Genomic DNA, 17,752 nt, shown 5'->3' with positions numbered 1-17,752 from the left:
GACCGTCGGCTGGTCGAGCGCTACGACTTCGAGATCGATCCGTCGTACGAACTCAAGATCGTCGAGTCGTTGACGCTCAAGCCGAATGGGTTCACGCTGCAGCCGCGGGTGCGTTCGGCGCCGAAAATGTCGGTGCCCTCCGGTAACGTGGAAAGCGGGGGCGCCCCCGCGGCCGGGGTCAGGACCTGAGGTAGCGCACCTGATCGGCTTTCGAACGCTCGTACTCGTCCCGGCCCGCGAGGTGCTCGGGCACGCCGACCTCCCACCACGCGCCGGCCTCGGTCCACGCCGACGGCTGCGTCTTCACCACGACCACCGCCGGACGCCGCTCCGACACCGCCGCCTCGCGGGCGCGGGCGTAGGCGGTGCGTAGCGAGTCCACATCGGACGCCGGGAAGACCAGGCAGCCCAGCGATTCCGCGTGCCGCGCGAAGTCCACTCGCGGCGGCGAGACGTGGGAAGTCGTGCAGTCGGCGTAGAAGTTGTTGAACGGCTTCCCGCCCTGCCCCTCCTGGAGCCGCCCGATCACCGCGTAGCCGTCGTTGTCGCAGACGACCGCGACGAACGGGTGACCCGCGAACGCGGCCGAGAACAGCTCGGAGTTCAGCATCAGGTACGAACCGTCGCCCAGCAGGGTCGTGACCAGGCCCGGATGGGCGATCGCCGCGCCCCACGCGCCGGACAGCTCGTAACCCATGCAGGAAAACCCGTACTCGACGTCCATTGAAATCGAGCCGGAGCCGCGCCAGCCGCCGATCAGCTCGCCCGGCAGGCCGCCGGACGCCGTCATCACGTAGTCGTCCGGCGCCGAGAGGTCGTTCACCACGCCCACGACCTGGGCGTAGGACGGAACTTCGGCGGCCGCCGAGCGCAGCGAATCGACGTGCGCGTCCCAGGAAACCCGCTCGGCCGCGGCCCGCGACGTCCACGCCGGGTCGACCCGCCAGCTCTCCAGCTGCGCGCCCAGGTCGGCCAGCCCCGCGTCGGCGTCCCCGACCACGGACAGCGCGCCGTGCTTCACCGCGTCGAACCGGGCCGCGTTGAGCGCGAGCAGGCGGACGTCGGGGGAGAAGACCGTCCACGACGCCGTCGTGAAGTCCTGCAGCCGCGTCCCGACGGCCAGGACGACGTCGGCCGTGGCCGCGAGGACGTTCGCCGACGTCGAGCCGGTGATGCCCAGCGGTCCGGCGTGCAGCGGATGGTCGTGGGCCACCAACGTCCGGCCCGCCGTGGTCTCCACCAGCGGGATCCCGTGCCGTTCGGCGAAGTCCAGCGCACGTTTCCCGGCGCCGGAGTACCGGACGCCACCGCCGAGCACGAGCAACGGCCGTTGCGAAGCACGCAGGACACCCGCCGCTTCGGTGACCGAACGCCGGTCGGGACGCGGCCGCAGCGGCCGGTGCGTCACCGGTTCGAACAACGCGTCCGGGAAGTCGTACGTCTCCGCCTGGACGTCCTGCGGCAGCGCCAGCACCGCCGGTCCGCTGTCCGCCGGGTCCGTGAGCACCCGCGCGACCTGCGGCAACGTCGAAAGCAGCTGCTCGGGCCGGGTGATCCGGTCGAAGTAACGGCTGACCGCGCGGAAGGCGTCGTTGACCGTCGCGGTCGCGTCGCCGAAGGGTTCGATCTGCTGCAGCACCGGGTCCGGCGCGCGGCCGGTGAACGTGTCGCCGGGCAGCAGCAGGACCGGCAGCCGGTTGGCGTGCGCGACCCCGGCCGCGGTGACCATGTTCAGCGCGCCCGGCCCGATCGACGACGTCACGACGCCGACCTGCCGCCGGTGCGTGGCCTTCGCGTACCCGACCGCGGCGAGCGCCATGCCCTGTTCGGTGTGGCCGCGCCAGACCGGCAGCTCGCCGCGGTGCTCTTCCAGGGCGGTCCCGAGGCCGAGCACGTTCCCGTGCCCGAAGATCGCGAAGACGCCGGGGAAGAGCGGGACTTCGCGCCCGTCCAGGGTTTCCGAGCGCTGCGCGAGGATCCAGCGGACCAGCGCCTGAGCCGTCGTCAGCTTCACTGGACACGCCCTTCGTGGCTCGTCACCGGACAGCGGGGATCGAGGTCCTGCGCCGCCCACGTGTCGCGCACCCAGCCGTGCGCGGGGTCGTCGCAGAACGCCATCGACCGCTCGTCCGCGGGGCCGGCCAGGACGTTCAGGTAGTACATCGGGTAGCCCGGCGCGGCCACGCACGGACCGTGGTAGCCGCGCGGGATCAGGAAGACGTCGTGGTCGCGCACGGCGACGTCCTCGTCCAGCTCGCCGTCGGAGGTGTACGTCCGGTGCAGGCCGAACCCCTCGCGTGACGGCGTCACCCCGTCTCGGCCGGCGATGCGGAAGTAGTAGATCTCCTCGTTGACGACCTCGCACTCGCTCGCTTCGTCGTGCTTGTGCGGCGGGTACGACGACCAGTTGCCGCCCGGCGTGATCAGCTCGCACGCGTTGAGCTTGTCGGCGTGGTCCCACACCCCGGGCACGCCGAAGTTGGTCACCTGCCGCGTCGCCTGCCCGGCGCCGCGGACCTCGACCGGGACGTCTTCGGCGGGGCCGTACTTCGGGGAGAGGCGACGGGTGCAGCGGGCCATCGGCAGCGCGACCTGCGCACCGGTCTCGGAAGTCAGCTCGACCTCGGCGTCGCGGGGGACGTAGACGAAGTCCGTGACCCGGGTGAACACCGACTCACGCCCTTCCAGCTCGAACTCTTCGCCGTCGACGCGGACCGTGAGCGAGCCGGACAGCGGGAGCACGAACGCCTCGAACTCGCCGGTTTTGACCGTGCGCGGGAGCCGGGTGCCGATCCGGAGCACCCGCAGCCCCGTGTAGGCCCAGCCCGCCGAATCCGGGGTGAGCCGGACCGGGTCGGCGTCGTCGGAAAGCGTCCCGAGTGGACGGTGCAGCTTGCTCACTTCGCGGCCTCCAAGACCTTCGCGGCGGCTTCGACGGCGGCACCGACGTCGCCGTCGGGCGGGTAGAGCAGGGTGCGGCCGACGACCAGGCCGCGGACGACGTCGTGGCGCAGCGTCCGGCCCCACGAGGCGAGATCGGCGGCCGGATCGCCGGTCGGCACGCCGCCGAGCACGACCACCGGCAGCGTCGTCGCGCCCAGCACGGCGGCCGAGTCGGTCGAGGGGAGCTTCAGCCACGTGTGCGCGGACGTCGTCCCGAGCCCGGACGCGACCGTGACGGCCCGCGCGAGCGACCCGGGATCCTTCTGCAGCACGAGCTTGCCCTCCGAGCGGAGGTAGGGGAGCGGCTCGACCATCGCCACCAGGCCGTACGCGGCCAGTTCGGTGACGGCGTCGGCGCAGGCCTGCAGGGTCGGGACCGTGCCCGGGTCGGAGTCGACGAGCCGCAGCAGCATCTTGCCGCCGTCGAGTCCGCAGTCGACGAGGGTGCGGGCGTCATAGCCGGTGAACCGGTCGTCGATCTCCCAGTCGGCGCCGGCCAGGCCGCCGCGGTTCATCGAGCCGAAGACGACCTTGTCGTGCAGCGCGCCGAGCAGGAGCAGTTCCTCGACGATGTCGGGGGTGCCGAGGATGCCGTCGACCGCCGGGTTGGCGAGGGCGACGAGCAGGCGGTCGAGAAGGGTTCGCCGGTCGGCCATGGCGAGCGGGTCTTCACCGACGCCCAACGCTCCGCGGGCCGGGTGGTCGGCCGCGACCAGGAACAGCGTGCCCTGGTCGGACAGGAGGTGGGGACGCCGTTTGCGGGTCGCGTACGCCTGGCGGATCGCGCCCGGGTTCGTGGCCCGCGTGTGCAGGAGGTCGCGCCAGCGTTCGTCGGTGAGGATCACAGGAGCTCCTCGATCTCGGCGACGGTCGGCATGGCATCGGCGCAGGCCAGCCGGGATGCGACGAGCGCGCCCGCCGCGTTCGCGTACTCGGCGATGCGGACCGGCTCCCAGCCGGACAGCAACCCGTGGATCAGCGCGCCGCCGAAGCCGTCGCCGGCGCCGAGCCCGCAGACGACCTCGACGCGTTGCGGCGGCACCGTCGAACGTCCCTCGGGCGTCGCCACCAGGACGCCGTCGGCGCCCTTCTTGATCACCGCGAGCCGCAGGCCGCGTTCGAGCATCCGGTCGGCGGCGGCGTCCGGATCCGCGGTGCCGACGGCGACTTCGGCCTCGGTGCGGTTGCCGACCGCGACGGTGACGTGGTCGAGCAGGGCGCCGATCTCTTCCCGGGCCTGGTCCACCGACGGCCAGAACATCGGCCGGTAGTCGAGATCCAGGACCGTGTGCTCACGACGCCCGCGGGCCTCCAGGATCTTCCGTTGCGTGGTGCGGGCGGGCTCGGCGGAGACGCCGGTGCCGGTGACCCACAGCAGCGGCACCGACTCGACGACGTCCCACGGCACGTCCTCGTCGGTGAGGGTGAGGTCGGGCGCGATGGGGGAGCGGTAGAACAGCAGCGGCGGGTCCGCGGGCGGGTTCAGCTCGCAGAACACCACCGGCGTCTGGAGCTCCGGCGACGTGCCCACGTGCGCCGAGGACACGCCGAAGCCTTCGAGGGCCTGCCGGACGTAGTCGCCGAAGCCGTCGGGGCCGACCTTGGTCAGCACCGCCGTGCGCCGCCCGAGCCGCGCGGCGGCGACCGCGACGTTGGTCGCGGTCCCGCCGAGCGACTTGGCGAACGTGCTGACGCCGGCCAGGGGAACGCCGCTCTGTTCCGGGTAGAGGTCGACGCCCACCCGGCCGATCGTCAGCGCCTCGAGACTCACGCCTTCTCCACCTGCCGCAGTTCGTGTTCCAGGGCTTCGAGTTCCGCACCGCCCGCCATCTGCCGGGTCAGCTCGTTGATGTCGATGTCCTTCTTCTCGTACGAGCCGAGCGGCGCGCCGCGCTTGAGCAGCAGGAACCGGTCGGCGACCGGGTAGGCGTGGTGCGGGTTGTGCGTGATCAGCACGACGCCGAGCCCGCGGTCCCGCGCCTGCGCGACGTACTTGAGCACCACCCCGGCCTGCTTGACGCCCAGCGCGGCGGTCGGCTCGTCGAGGATCAGCACTTTCGCGCCGAAGTACACCGCCCGCGCGATCGCGACGCACTGGCGTTCACCGCCCGACAGCGTCCCGACCGGCTGCTCGACGTCCCGCAGGTCGATGCCCATGTCGGACAGCGCCTGCTTGGTCGTCTCGCGGCCCTTCTTCCGGTCGAGCATCTTGAACGGGCCGAACCCGGTCGTCGGCTCGGACCCGAGGAAGAAGTTCCGCCAGACGCTCATCAGCGGCACCACGGCGAGGTCCTGGTACACCGTCGCGATGCCGTGGTCGAGCGCCTCCCGCGGCGAGGCGAGCCGGACCGGCTGCCCGTCGATGAGGAACTCGCCGCGGTCGTGCTGGTGCACGCCGGCGAGGATCTTGATCAGCGTGGACTTCCCGGCGCCGTTGTCGCCGAGCACGCAGGTCACCTCGCCGGCGTTGACCACAGTGGACACATCGCGCAGCGCGATGACACTGCCGTAGGTCTTCCCGATCTCGCGTACTTCGATGAGGCTCATCGCCGGACCCTTTCCGCGCGCCGCCGGAAGGCGTTGTTCACCAGGACCGCGGCCAGCAGCATGATGCCGAGGAACAGCATGAACCAGTCGCTGTTCCACTGCGCGAACACGATGCCCTGGCGGGCCATGCCGAAGATCAGCGCGCCGATCGCCGCGCCCACCGCCGAGCCGAACCCGCCGGTGAGCAGGCAGCCGCCGATCACCGCCGCGATGATGTACTGGAACTCCAGCCCGATGCCCTGGTTCGCCTGGACGCTGGCGAAGCGCAGGATGTTGATCGAGCCGACCAGCCACGCGCCGAGCGCGGTGCCCATGAACAGCAGGATCTTCGTGCGCACCACCGGCACGCCGACCGAGCGGGCCGACACCTGCGACCCGCCGACGGCGAAGATCCAGTTGCCGAACCGGGTCCGGACCAGCAGCCACGCGGCGATCGCCGTGACGACGACCCACCAGATGATCGACGACTGGAACTCGGTGCCGCCGATGCTGAACGTGGACGCGAACAACCCGCCGGCGGACTCGTAGCCGCTGGTCGAGCGCATGCCCGAGACCTGGACGGTGTTGGTCACCCAGCGCGTCACGCCGAGGTTGAGCCCCTGCAGGGCGAGGAACGACCCCAGCGTGACGATGAAGCTGGGCAGCCCGGTCTTCATCACCAGCCAGCCGTTGAACGCGCCGACGCCGAGCGCGAAAGCCAGGGAGACTCCCAGCGCGAGCCAGACGTTCCACCCCGCCTGCGTCGCCAGGATCGCCGTGACCAGCGACGTCGACGCCGTCATCACGCCGGCCGAGAGGTCGAACTCGCCGCCGACCATGAGCAGCGCGACCACGACGGCCATGATGCCCAGGGTCGAGGAGTCGTCGAGCCAGGTCGCCACGCCCAGCGGGCTGAGGAACTGGCTGGTGACGACGGAGAAGAAGACGAACACGAGCACGGCGCCGAGCAGCGCGCCGATCTCCGGCCGGACGACCAATCGGTCGGTCAGGCTTTTCTTCCCCACGCGTTCGTCGGGCGTTGCCTGGATCTCACCGGCGTTTGGGGGGTCCAGGGGGGCTTGCCCTCCGGCTGGGGTCTGGGGCTCGGCCCCAGAAGACGCCGCGGTCATCGCGTGCCGCGCTCCGCGTACGGGGCCACGGTGTCGATGGTGGTCTTGTCGACGAAGCCGGGGCCGGTCTGCACCGGGTGGCCGCCGCCGATGGTGTTGCCGTTCTCCTTGTACAGCTTGAGGAACACGATCGGCAGGTAGCCCTGCTCGTACTGCTGCTGGTCGACGGCGAACAGGATCGTGCCGGCCTTGATGGCCGCGACGACGTCGGCGTTCAGGTCGAACGTGGCGACCTGCGCCTTCGAGCTCGCCTCCTTGGCCGCGTCCACCGCGCGGGCCGCGACCTGGGAGTTCAGCGCCAGCACCGCGTCGATCGACGGGTCGGACTGCAGCGCGCCGCGGATCCGGGCCTGCGCGTCGGTCGGGTTGGAGATGTCGACCTGCAGCGTGGTGACGGTGCCGAAGGTCTGCTTCGCGCCGTCGCAGCGCTGGTTCTGGCCGATGTTGCCGGCCTCGTGGATGACGCACAGCAGCTTCGTCTTGCCGGCGGCCTTGAGGCGCTGGCCCGCGCCCTGGCCCGCGAGGCCCTCGCTCTGCCCGACGTGCGCGATCGCGCCGAACTGCGCGCTGGAGTCCTCGCCGGAGTTGATCGTGACGACCGGGATGCCGGCCTTGACCGCGTTCTGGATCGACGTCTGCAGGGCCTGCGGGTTCGCCATGGAGACGACCAGGCCACCGACCTTCTGCGCGACCGCGTTGTCGATCAGCTTGGCCTGGTTGCCGGGGTCGCCGTCGGAGTAGTAGTCGACGCCGACGTTGAGGTCCTTGCCCGCCTGCTCGGCGCCGTTCTTCACCACGTTCCAGAAGGCGTCGCCGGCGCTGCCGTGGGTGACGACGGCGACCTTCAGCGGGCCGCCGGAGCTGGGCGCGGCGGCCGACGGGGCGCTCGAGCTGCTGGACGAGTTGTCGGCGCTCGGACCGCTGCAGGCGGACAGGACCAGCCCGGTGGCGGCGATCGCCGCCACGCCGGCCAGCTTCTTGAAAGAGAACACAGTCACTCCTTTGGGACCAGGTTTCTAGAGGGAGTCGATGATCTTCGCGAGGTGGGCCAGGCTGCGCCCGGTGTCCCGCCGGGGGAGGTCGTCGGGGCTCGAGTCGCCGAGGGCGGTGTCCTGTTCGAGGACGTACCAGCCGTCGTAGCCGGCCGCCTGGACGGAGCGCACCATCGACGCCACGTCCACGTCGCCTGCGCCGAGCGGGGTGTAGATGCCCCGCCCGACCGCGTCGGTGTAGCCGAGCCGGCCCGCGCGGACCTCGGCCGCCAGGTCTTCTCGGACGTCCTTCAGATGCACGTGTCCCACCCGTTCGGGATACCGCTTCGCCAGCTCGACCGGATCCGTCCCGCCGATCATCAGGTGCCCGGTGTCGAGGCACAAGCCCAGCGCGGAATCGGCGAGGAAGCGCTCGACCTCGGCCTGCTGTTCGACGTGCGTCCCGACGTGGGGGTGCAGCACGGTGCGCAGGCCGTGGGCGGCGGCGATGTCCCCGATCTTGCCGGCCGTGTCGACGAGCGTCGCCCATTCGGCGTCGGTGAGCTTCGGGCGTTCGTCGTAGCCGTCGAGCCCGGTCGCGGCGGCGAGCACGAGCACGTCACCACCGCACGCGGCGAACAGCGCGGCCGACTCCTCGGCTTCCTTGAGGGCGTTTTCCTGGTTCTCGTGGAGGACGACGGCGAGGAAGCCGCCGACGAGCGTCAGGCCGTGCTTCCCGAGCAGTTCCCGGAGCTCTGCCGGGTCGCGGGGGAGGTAGCCGGGCGGGCCCAGTTCGGTGGCTTGGACCCCGAGCGCCGCCATTTCCCCGAGCACGGTCGCCGCGTCGAGCACCCGCCCCCAGCCCGGCACTTCGCAGACACCCCAAGAGATCGGCGCGGCGGCTACTCGGATCGTCGCTGTCACCAGGGGCCTCCATTGGTCCGTTGGAGCGCTCTATTGATTAGAGCGCTCTAATCTTGTAGCGTCCGTCACAGCAAGTCAAGGCCGAGTTTTCGATGCTCAGGGGAGGTGCGGCATGCGTCCGACCATGGAAGACGTCGCCGCGCGGGCGGGGGTTTCCCGCGCGCTGGTCTCCCTGGTGATGAGGAATTCACCGAAGGTGTCCGACGCCCGGCGCGCCGCTGTCCTGCGCGCGGCCGAAGAACTCGGCTACCAGCCGCACGTGATGGCGCGGTCCCTGGCCAGCCGGACGTCCACGGTGCTCGGGGTGATGGTCAACGACCTGCGCAACGCCTTCTTCGCCGACATCGTCGAAGAGCTGGACAGCGCCGCGCAGGCGGCGGGCTTCGACCTGATCCTCAACACGGGCGGCCGCAGTCCCACACGCGAGTGGAACGCCTTGCACAACCTCCTTTCCTTCCGCCCGGCGGGGATCATCCTGCTCTCGCCGGTCGTCCCGGCGTCGGCGATCCAGGTCGCGGCCCGGCAGTGCCCGGTCGTGCTGGTCTCGCGGACCGCCCGCTCGTCCACAGTGGACACGGTGAACGACGACGGCGAGGCGGGTTCCGCACTGGCCGTCGACCACCTGGTCGGCCTCGGGCACTGGCGCATCGCACACCTCGACGGCGGTGGCGCGGCCGGCGCGGCTCAACGGCGGCGGGGCTTCGAGGCCGCCATGCGGCGGCACGGGCTCGAGCCGATCGTCGTGCGCAGCGAGCACACCGACATCGGGGGTGAGAACGCCGTGCGGGAGCTGCTGGCCGCGTACCCGCCGCCGGACCGGCCGACGGGGCTGGTCTCCGGCAACGACTTCAACGCCGTGGGGGCGATCTCGGCGCTCGAAGAGGCCGGGCTGCGCGTACCCGACGACGTGTCGGTCGTCGGCTACGACAACACGTCGCTCGCCGCGCTTCGCCACCTTTCGCTGACCACAGTGGACCAGCCACGCAAGGACATGGCCCGGCTGGCCTTCGAAGCGCTGATCGAACGCGTCCGCGGGGAGCGCACGGAGCCGGTCCGGCACCTGCTGCACCCCTCCCTGGTGGTCCGCGCGACCACCGCTCAGTTTCCGACCCGGCCGAAAGCAGGCCGCCCCCCGAGCGGCACGTGACCGTCGCTGCAAAGGCATTCGGCCGTGGCTGTGGCCGGGTCGGAAACCATTGGCACAGTTCCGAGACTGGAGGAGCACCACGATGAGGTTGGGACTGGCGGGCACCGGCCGGATCGGCACCGCGCACGCGGAGACGCTGAAGGGGTTCGACGAGGTGGAGTCGGTCGTCGTGGCCGACGTCGACCCGGCGCGAGCCCAGTCGGCTGCCGCGAAGCTGGGCGTCGAGACGGCTTCCCTCGACGAGCTGTTCGCCGCGGGCCTCGACGGCCTGGTCGTCACGGCCGCCACCGACGCGCACCCGGGCCTGATCATCGCGGCGGTCGACGCGGGCATCCCGGTGTTCTGCGAAAAGCCGGTCGCGGCCGACATCCCGGGCACCTTGGCGGTGATCGACCGCATCGGCGCGTCGGACGTCCCGGTCCAGATCGGCTTCCAGCGCCGGTTCGACGCGGGGTACGCGGCGGCGCGGGCGGCGGTCGCGTCGGGCGAGCTGGGCTGGCTCCACACCCTGCGCGCCACGACGTTCGACCCGGCGCCCCCGCCGGCGGAGTACGTGGCGCATTCGGGCGGGCTGTTCCGCGACTGCGGCGTGCACGACTTCGACATCATCCGCTGGGTGAGCGGCCGCGAGGTTTCCGAGGTGTACGCGATCGGCGCGAACCGGGGAGAGCGGTTCTTCGCGGACGCGGGCGACGTCGACACGGCGGCGGCGACGCTCACCCTGGACGACGACACGCTGGCGACGGTGTCGCTCACGCGCTACAACGGCGCGGGCTACGACGTGCGGCTGGAGGCGTTGGGGTCGGTGTCGGGCGTGGTGGTCGGCCTGGACGACCGGGCGCCGCTGCGCTCGGTGGAGCCGGGAGTGGCGCCGCTGCCGGGGCCGGCGTACCCGGGGTTCATGGAGCGGTTCCGCCCGGCGTACACGACGGAACTGCGGGCGTTCCTGGACGTCGTCGCCGGCCGGGCACCCTCGCCGTGCGTCGCGGCGGACGCGTTGGAGGCGTTCTACATCGCGGAGGCGTGCGAGGTGTCGCGCCGGGAGCGGCGTCCGGTGAAGCTGGCGGAGGTTCGCCGCTAACGTGGCGGGGTGACCGACGTAGTGCTCACCCCCTTGGACGAAGCCGCGCTGGCCCGGCTGCTCGACGCGGCCGTGACCGGGGCGGATCCCCTCGAGGTGATGCCGCCGGTCGACGATCGGCCCGGCTGGACCCCCGCCCGCCGGGACGCGTTCCGGGCGTTCCACCGCGGCCGCTCGCTCGACCCCGCGACCGCGGTGGAACGCACGTGGGTGATCGACGTGGACGGGACCGCGGCTGGTGCCGCCCGGCTGGAGCGCTCCGGGGACGCGGTGGAGGCGGGTGTCTGGCTGAGCCGTGCGGTCCGCGGCCGCGGCATCGGCCGTGTGGTGGCGGCGCTGCTGCTGGCGGAGGCCCGGACTTCCGGCGCGGCCCGGTTCATCGCCTCGACCACGGCCGGCAACCACGGCGCCCGGTCACTGCTGGCCGGGCTCGGCGCGGCACTCACCACCGACGGGGACGAGGTGACCGCGGAACTCCGGCTGAGCTGAAGCCCCGGACGTCATGGACCACTCTTCCCTGGCGTCCGGCGAGGTGAACGAGTCGTTCACGACGTCCCGGCGCTCACTCGGGAGAGCGCGAAGGCCGCAGCTTCGGCAGGATCTCCGTCCGCACGTACTCCAGCGCGTCCCGCTCCGGCAGGATGTGCGGCCCCTGCACCCACACGACCCCGTGCCGTCGCGCGGCGGCCGTGACGCGCTCCCGCAGCGGGCCCACCACCCCCGCGCCCAGGACCAGCGCCTCGTAAGCACCCAGCCGGGACAGCAGCGCTTCCTCCGACACAACGCCGTCCGCGGCGAGACCCGCCGCGGACAGCGCCGCTGTCACCCTCGAGACCGTGGCCGGGTTGCGGCCGAACAGCAGCACCTTCATGGCGCCAGCCTCACACCTCAAGGGCACTCGAGGTCAAGCGCCGTGAAGGCCTCCTCACCGGCCATAGGCGCCGGTAAGGAGGCCTTCACGGACAATTCAGTCGAGCTCGAGCGTGGGCTGGTACATCTCGATCCAGTGGTACAGGTCGAGCAAGCGGTCCAGTCCCACCCGCGCCGCCGGGTTCATGGTCGCCGGGTCCACTTCGGACACCCGGTGCGCCCACGTCTTGTCGACCAGGCCGAACACCGCGTGGCCCGGGTCCGCGAGGACCTCCTTGGTCTGCTGCTGCAACGCCGCCGCGTAGCCCGGGTCCTGCGTCGACGGGTACGGGCTCTTCACGCGGTCGCGCACCGAGTCCGGCAGGACGTGCTTCGTCGCGTGCCGCAGCAGGCTCTTCTCGCGCCCGTCGAACGTCTTCAGCGACCACGGCGTGTTGTAGACGTACTCGACCAGCCGGTGGTCGCAGAACGGCACGCGGACCTCCAGGCCCACCGCCATCGACGCGCGGTCCTTGCGGTCGAGCAGCATCCGCACGAACCGGGTCAGGTGGAGGTTGCAGATGACCCGCATCCGCGCGTCCTGCGCGGACTCGCCGTCCAGGTGATCGACCGAAGAAACCGCGGTCCGGTACTGGTCCGCGATGTAGGACTCCAGGTCCAGCTTCTGCCGCAGCTCGGTCGTGTACAGCGACGCCCGCTCGTCCATCATCGACGTCCGGAACGCCAGCCACGGGAACGTGTCCGCGTTGACGGCCTTCTCGTCGTGGAACCAGCGGTAACCGCCGAACACCTCGTCGGCCGACTCGCCCGACAGCGCCACCGTCGACTCGGCGCGGATCGCCTTGAACAGCAGGTACAGCGACGTGTCCATGTCGCCGAGCCCGGCCGGGATGTCCCGGGCCTTCAGCACCGCGCGCCGCACCGCCGGGTCGCTCAGCTCCGCCGGGTTCAGCATGACGTTCTGGTGCGCCGACCCGACCAGCTCCGCGACGTCACGGATGTACGGCGAGTCCGCGGTGTCGCGCATCTCGTCCGGCTTGAAGTTCTCCTCCTGGCCGAAGAAGTCGACGGAGAACGTCCGCAGCCGCTCGCCCTGCTCGGCGAGGTGGGGTGCGGCGAGACCGGTGACGGCACTCGAGTCGAGCCCGCCCGACAGCAGCACGCAGCGCGGGACGTCCGCGACCAGCTGGCGGTGCACGATGTCGGTCATCAGCTCGCGGACGCGGGCGACCGTGGTCTCCTGGTCGTCGGTGTGCTGCTTCGCGTCGAGCTTCCAGTACGTGCGGGTGCGCACGCCCTCGCGCGACACGGTGACGATCGTGCCGGGCTGGACCTCCTCCATGCCCTTCCACAGCGACCAGCCGGGGCGCTTGGTGAACGCCATCAGCTCGCGCAGGCCGTCGGTGTCGACCACCTTGCCCGCCAAGGGGTTCGCCAGGATGGCCTTCGGCTCGGAGCCGAACAGGACGCCGTCGCGGGTCGGGTAGTAGTAGAACGGCTTGATGCCCATCCGGTCGCGGATCATCACGAGCCGGTCGTCGCGCTCGTCCCAGATCGCGAACGCGTACATGCCGTTGAGGTGGTCGACGACCTCGTCGCCCCACTGCAGGTAGCCGTGCAGCACGACCTCGGTGTCGCTGTCGGTCTCCCACTGGTGGCCGAGCTTCGTCAGCTCTTCCTTCAGCTCGGTGAAGTTGTAGGCCTCGCCGCTGTAGACCATCGCGACGTCGCCGTTCGGCGTGTGCACGGACATCGGCTGCCGGCCGCCGGGCAGGTCGATGATGGCCAGCCGCCGGTGGCCGAGCGCGACGTGCGTGCGCACCCACGTGCCGACGTCGTCCGGGCCGCGGCAGGCCATGGTCTCCGTCATGGCGTCGACCACGTCCTGACGGCGGGTGAGGTCGGCGTCGTAGGAAACCCAGCCGGCGATACCGCACATAGTGATCCCCTCTCCCAAGGATTTGCTTAGCCGATACAACTATCGGTAACACAGGTGTAACACGGGCTGTAGATCTTGTCTGCCCGAATTGCACGTTCCGCACTTGTTCGGTCACGCGTTGTGTCGCGAGTCACTAACCAACCGCATACGGTGAGTACTGGGCAAACGTTTGCGTGACGCCCGCCACCGGCCATAAAGACGGCGTAAACGGGTGTCAGGAACGCATCAAGACGCCGTCAGCCCCAGGTCGGGACGAGGTCCCGGAGCCGCACAGTGAACGCGTCCGGTCACCGAACCCGGTGACCCGTCTTGAGAGGTGCCCTGTGGCCGACTTGCTCTACGCCGTCCTGCTGATCGGCGTGTTCGTGGTGCTCGCGCTGGCGCTGCGCGGGCTGGAAAAGCTGTGAGCGGCGCGGGAACTCCTGCCAACGTCGTCGGCGGGCTGCTGGCGCTCGGTCTGCTCGTCTACCTGTTCGTCGCCTTGATCAGGCCGGAGAAATTCTGATGTCCGACACGACGGCCGGGCTCATCCAGCTCGGCCTCCTCCTCGCCGCCCTCGCCGCGGTCTACAAACCCCTCGGCGATTACCTGGCGCGCGTCTTCTCGACCGAGAAGCACTCGAAGCTCGAGAAGGGCCTGTACAAGCTCTTCCGCGTCGACCCGGACTCCGAGCAGCGGTGGCCGACCTACGCCGCGGGCGTGCTCGGCTTCTCGTTCGTCTCGATCGTCCTGCTCTACCTGTTGCAGCGGCTCCAGCCGCTCCTGCCGTGGAGCCTGGGCCGCGGCTCGGTGAGCCCGGGCGTCGCGTTCAACACGGCGGTTTCCTTCGTCACCAACACGAACTGGCAGTCCTACGTCCCCGAGACGACGATGGGCCACTTCGTGCAGATGGCCGGGCTGACCGTGCAGAACTTCCTGTCCGCCGGCGTCGGCCTGGCCGTGGCGATCGCGGTCACGCGCGGGTTCGTCCGCGCGAAGACCGACCGGCTCGGCAACTTCTGGGTGGACCTCACGCGCGGCACGGTCCGCGTCCTGCTGCCGATGGCGTTCGTGTTCGCGATCGTGCTGGTCGCGCTCGGGGTCGTGCAGAGCCTCAAGGCGGGCGTCGCCGTCACCAACCCGGACGGCAGCTCCAGCACCATCGCGCTGGCCCCGGCGGCGAGCCAGGAGGCGATCAAGGAACTCGGCACCAACGGCGGCGGCATCCTCAACGCCAACTCCGCGCACCCCTTCGAGAACCCGAACGCCTGGACCAACTTGGTCGAGCTGTTCCTCATCCTGGTGATCCCGGTCAGCCTGACCCGCGCGTTCGGCAAGCTCGTCGGCAAGCCCCAGCAGGGGTACGTCCTGCTCGGCGTGATGAGCCTGCTGTGGGCGGCTTCGCTGGCCCTCATCTGGTTCTCCGAAGCCCACGCGAGCAACCCAGCCGCCTTGGCCGCGGGCGCGAGCATGGAGGGCAAGGAACAGCGGTTCGGCATCGGCCTGACGTCGATCTTCGCCGACACCACCACGGGTACCTCCACCGGCGCGGTCAACGGCGCCCACGACAGTCTCTCGGGCCTCGGCGGTGGGGGACCGTTGCTGAACATGCTCTACGGCGAGATCTCGCCCGGCGGGGTCGGTACCGGCCTCTACGGCATCCTCGTCATGGCGATCATCGCCATGTTCCTGGCCGGCCTGATGGTCGGGCGCACGCCGGAGTACCTGGGCAAGAAGCTCGGCAAGCGCGAGGTCACCTGCGCGGCGATCGCCATGCTCGCGATGCCGACCGTGGTGCTCCTCGGCTCCGGGATCGCGCTGCTGCTGCCGGACACGGCGGGCGCGCTCGGCAACGGCGGCGCGCACGGCCTGTCCGAAATCCTCTACGGCTACGCGTCCACCGGCAACAACAACGGCAGCGCGTTCGGCGGCCTGACCGCGACGAGCGACTGGTTCCAGTCGTCGTTCGGCGTCGCCATGGCGATCGGCCGGTTCGTGCCGATCCTCGCCGTGCTCTGCCTGGCCGGCTCGCTGGCCGCGCAACGCAGGGTGCCCGAGACCGCGGGCACCCTGCCCACCACCGGGCCGCTGTTCGCCACCATGCTCACCGGCACGGTGGTGCTCGTCGCGGCCCTCACGTTCATCCCGGCGCTCGCGCTCGGGCCCATCGCGGAGGCACTCGCATGACCGTCACCGAAGAACGACCCCAGGTGACTCCCGCCGTACACACCGGTCGCATCGGCGCCGGGGTCTTCAGCCCGCGCCAGCTGTGGACGTCACTGCCCGACGCCTTCCGGAAGCTCAACCCGAAGCACCAGCTCGGCAACCCCGTGATGTTCGTGGTGTGGGTGGGCTCCGCGCTCACCACGGTCTTCGCCGTAACCGACCCGAGCGTGTTCACCATCCTGATCGCCGTCTGGCTGTGGTTCACGGTCCTCTTCGCGAACCTCGCCGAGGCCGTCGCCGAAGGACGCGGCAAGGCGCAGGCGGAGTCGCTGCGGAAGTCGAAGAAGGAGACCGTCGCCCGCCGGCTCACCGCGGACGGCTCCGAGGAACAGGTGCCCGGGGTCGAGCTGAAGATCGGCGACCTGGTCGTCGTCGAGGCGGGTCAGGTGATCCCGGGCGACGGCGACGTCGTCGAGGGCATCGCGACCGTCGACGAGTCGGCCATCACCGGCGAGTCGGCCCCGGTCATCCGCGAGTCCGGTGGCGACCGCAGCGCCGTCACCGGCGGCACGACCGTGCTGAGCGACCGGATCGTCGTGAAGATCACGACCAAGCCGGGTGAATCCTTTGTGGACCGCATGATCGCGTTGGTGGAAGGCGCTTCGCGGCAGAAGACGCCGAACGAGATCGCGCTGACCATCCTGCTCTCGACGCTCACGATCATCTTCCTGCTCGCCGTCGTCGCGCTGCAGCCGATGGCCCGTTACTCGGGCTCCGAGCAGTCCGTGATCGTGCTGACCGCGCTGCTGGTCTGCCTGATCCCGACGACGATCGGCGCGCTGCTGTCCGCCATCGGCATCGCGGGCATGGATCGCCTGGTGCAGCGCAACGTCCTCGCGACGAGCGGCCGCGCGGTCGAGGCAGCCGGCGACGTCTCGACGTTGCTGCTCGACAAAACCGGCACCATCACCTTCGGCAACCGCCGGGCCACCGAGCTGATCCCGGTCGGATCGTCCACGATGGACGAACTCGCGCGTGCGGCCCGGCTGGCCAGCCTCGCCGACGAAACCCCCGAGGGCCGCAGCGTCGTCGAGCTGACGTCGGACCACGCGGCCCAGGACGAGCGGGGAGAGTTCGTCCCGTTCACCGCGCAGACGCGGATGAGCGGGCTCGACGTCGGGGATCGGCGGATCCGCAAGGGCGCGGCAAGCGCCGTCCGGGCGTGGGTGCGCGACAACGGCGGCGAGTTCCCCGACGAGACCGAGCGCGTGGTCGACGAGATCAGCGCCCAGGGCGGCACGCCGCTGGTGGTCGCCGAAGACACCGAGAACACTACTGTGCGCGGCGTGATCCGGCTGTCCGACGTCGTCAAGCCAGGCATGAAGGAGCGCTTCGAGGAACTCCGCGCGATGGGCATCAAGACGGTGATGATCACCGGCGACAACCCGCTCACCGCCAAGGCCATCGCCGCGGACGCGGGGGTCGACGACTACCTCGCCGAGGCCAAGCCCGAAGACAAGATGGCGCTCATCAAGCAGGAGCAGGAGGGCGGCCGGCTGGTCGCGATGACCGGGGACGGCACCAACGACGCGCCCGCGCTCGCTCAGTCCGACGTCGGCGTCGCGATGAACACCGGCACGTCGGCCGCGAAGGAGGCCGGCAACATGGTCGACCTCGACAGCGACCCGACGAAGCTGATCGAGATCGTCGAGATCGGCAAGCAGCTGCTGATCACCCGCGGCGCGCTGACCACGTTCAGCGTCGCCAACGACCTCGCCAAGTACTTCGCGATCCTGCCCGCGATGTTCACCGGTATCTACGCCCAGCTGGGCGGGCTGAACATCATGCACCTGGCCACGCCGAAGTCGGCGATCCTCTCCGCGGTCATCTTCAACGCGCTGATCATCGTCGTGCTGATCCCGCTCGCCTTGCGCGGTGTGCGGTACAAGCCGTCGTCGGCCTCGGCCCTGCTGCGCCGCAACCTGCTCGTCTACGGCCTCGGCGGCATCGTCAGCCCCTTCCTCGGGATCTGGCTGATCGACCTGCTGGTGCGCCTCATCCCTGGAATCGGGTGAC

At 70.6% G+C, this 17,752-nt stretch carries 16 protein-coding genes; 6 read left to right on the top strand and 10 right to left on the bottom strand.

From position 1 onward, the window contains the following. Nucleotides 1–178: 178 nt before the first annotated feature. The 8 genes from iolD to AB0M83_RS11095 form a co-directional block, all read right to left on the bottom strand. Nucleotides 179–2,014, bottom strand: coding sequence for a 3D-(3,5/4)-trihydroxycyclohexane-1,2-dione acylhydrolase (decyclizing) (gene iolD, locus AB0M83_RS11130; RefSeq protein ID WP_364515724.1), 1,836 nt, complete (start codon nt 2,012–2,014; stop codon nt 179–181). Continuing rightward, complete coding sequence (gene iolB / locus AB0M83_RS11125) at nt 2,011–2,901, bottom strand: 5-deoxy-glucuronate isomerase (RefSeq protein ID WP_364515721.1); 891 nt, start codon at nt 2,899–2,901, stop codon at nt 2,011–2,013. Before iolB ends, iolD begins: the two co-directional genes overlap by 4 nt. Beyond that, the gene (locus AB0M83_RS11120; protein ID WP_364515718.1) at nt 2,898–3,788 is read right to left on the bottom strand and encodes an aldolase; all 891 of its coding nucleotides are present in this window, start codon (nt 3,786–3,788) and stop codon (nt 2,898–2,900) included. Before AB0M83_RS11120 ends, iolB begins: the two co-directional genes overlap by 4 nt. Then, nucleotides 3,785–4,714: a 5-dehydro-2-deoxygluconokinase gene (gene iolC / locus AB0M83_RS11115; protein WP_364515716.1), complete on the bottom strand. Its 930-nt coding sequence runs from the start codon at nt 4,712–4,714 to the stop codon at nt 3,785–3,787. The genes AB0M83_RS11120 and iolC overlap by 4 nt, the downstream gene beginning before the upstream one ends. Beyond that, nucleotides 4,711–5,490 carry an ATP-binding cassette domain-containing protein gene (locus AB0M83_RS11110; RefSeq protein ID WP_364515713.1) on the bottom strand — a complete coding sequence of 260 codons (780 nt, stop codon included), beginning with the start codon at nt 5,488–5,490 and terminating at the stop codon, nt 4,711–4,713. The genes iolC and AB0M83_RS11110 overlap by 4 nt, the downstream gene beginning before the upstream one ends. Next, entirely contained in the window at nt 5,487–6,518 is a 1,032-nt protein-coding gene (locus tag AB0M83_RS11105) for an ABC transporter permease (protein ID WP_364515833.1), read from the bottom strand. The genes AB0M83_RS11110 and AB0M83_RS11105 overlap by 4 nt, the downstream gene beginning before the upstream one ends. 77 nt (nt 6,519–6,595) lie before the next feature. Further along, complete coding sequence (locus AB0M83_RS11100) at nt 6,596–7,591, bottom strand: sugar ABC transporter substrate-binding protein (RefSeq protein WP_364515710.1); 996 nt, start codon at nt 7,589–7,591, stop codon at nt 6,596–6,598. A gap of 24 nt (nt 7,592–7,615) precedes the next feature. Beyond that, on the bottom strand, nt 7,616–8,494 hold the full coding sequence (locus AB0M83_RS11095; RefSeq protein WP_364515707.1) for a TIM barrel protein: 879 nt from the start codon (nt 8,492–8,494) through the stop codon (nt 7,616–7,618). Between the two features lie 112 nt (nt 8,495–8,606). On the opposite strand from AB0M83_RS11095, the gene AB0M83_RS11090 reads away from it, so the two are divergent. The 3 genes from AB0M83_RS11090 (at nt 8,607) to AB0M83_RS11080 (ending at nt 11,211) form a co-directional block, all read left to right on the top strand. Continuing rightward, on the top strand, nt 8,607–9,641 hold the full coding sequence (locus tag AB0M83_RS11090) for a LacI family DNA-binding transcriptional regulator (RefSeq protein ID WP_364515704.1): 1,035 nt from the start codon (nt 8,607–8,609) through the stop codon (nt 9,639–9,641). Between the two features lie 82 nt (nt 9,642–9,723). Next, nucleotides 9,724–10,722, top strand: coding sequence for a Gfo/Idh/MocA family oxidoreductase (locus AB0M83_RS11085; protein ID WP_364515701.1), 999 nt, complete (start codon nt 9,724–9,726; stop codon nt 10,720–10,722). Between the two features lie 9 nt (nt 10,723–10,731). After that, on the top strand, nt 10,732–11,211 hold the full coding sequence (locus tag AB0M83_RS11080) for a GNAT family N-acetyltransferase (RefSeq protein WP_364515698.1): 480 nt from the start codon (nt 10,732–10,734) through the stop codon (nt 11,209–11,211). A gap of 73 nt (nt 11,212–11,284) precedes the next feature. On the opposite strand, the gene AB0M83_RS11075 is transcribed toward AB0M83_RS11080, so the two are convergent. Both AB0M83_RS11075 and asnB read right to left on the bottom strand, forming a co-directional pair. Continuing rightward, nucleotides 11,285–11,593: a hypothetical protein gene (locus AB0M83_RS11075; RefSeq protein WP_364515695.1), complete on the bottom strand. Its 309-nt coding sequence runs from the start codon at nt 11,591–11,593 to the stop codon at nt 11,285–11,287. A 96-nt stretch (nt 11,594–11,689) separates the two neighbouring features. After that, the gene (gene asnB / locus AB0M83_RS11070) at nt 11,690–13,531 is read right to left on the bottom strand and encodes an asparagine synthase (glutamine-hydrolyzing) (protein WP_364515692.1); all 1,842 of its coding nucleotides are present in this window, start codon (nt 13,529–13,531) and stop codon (nt 11,690–11,692) included. Nucleotides 13,532–13,934: 403 nt separating this feature from the next. Between asnB and kdpF the strand changes: the two genes are divergently transcribed. The 3 genes from kdpF to kdpB are packed head-to-tail and all read left to right on the top strand — an operon-like array spanning nt 13,935 to nt 17,751. Beyond that, the gene (kdpF, locus tag AB0M83_RS11065; RefSeq protein WP_364515690.1) at nt 13,935–14,036 is read left to right on the top strand and encodes a K(+)-transporting ATPase subunit F; all 102 of its coding nucleotides are present in this window, start codon (nt 13,935–13,937) and stop codon (nt 14,034–14,036) included. Next, the gene (gene kdpA / locus AB0M83_RS11060; protein WP_364515687.1) at nt 14,036–15,697 is read left to right on the top strand and encodes a potassium-transporting ATPase subunit KdpA; all 1,662 of its coding nucleotides are present in this window, start codon (nt 14,036–14,038) and stop codon (nt 15,695–15,697) included. Before kdpF ends, kdpA begins: the two co-directional genes overlap by 1 nt. Further along, the gene (kdpB, locus tag AB0M83_RS11055) at nt 15,694–17,751 is read left to right on the top strand and encodes a potassium-transporting ATPase subunit KdpB (RefSeq protein ID WP_364515685.1); all 2,058 of its coding nucleotides are present in this window, start codon (nt 15,694–15,696) and stop codon (nt 17,749–17,751) included. The genes kdpA and kdpB overlap by 4 nt, the downstream gene beginning before the upstream one ends. Nucleotide 17,752: the final 1 nt, after the last annotated feature.

Source organism: Amycolatopsis sp. NPDC051106 (assembly GCF_040682775.1).
In the GTDB taxonomy this organism is placed as follows: Bacteria; Actinomycetota; Actinomycetes; order Mycobacteriales; family Pseudonocardiaceae; genus Amycolatopsis.
Note: the sequence above shows the minus strand (reverse complement) of the source record. Positions and strands in the feature narration are given on the sequence as shown.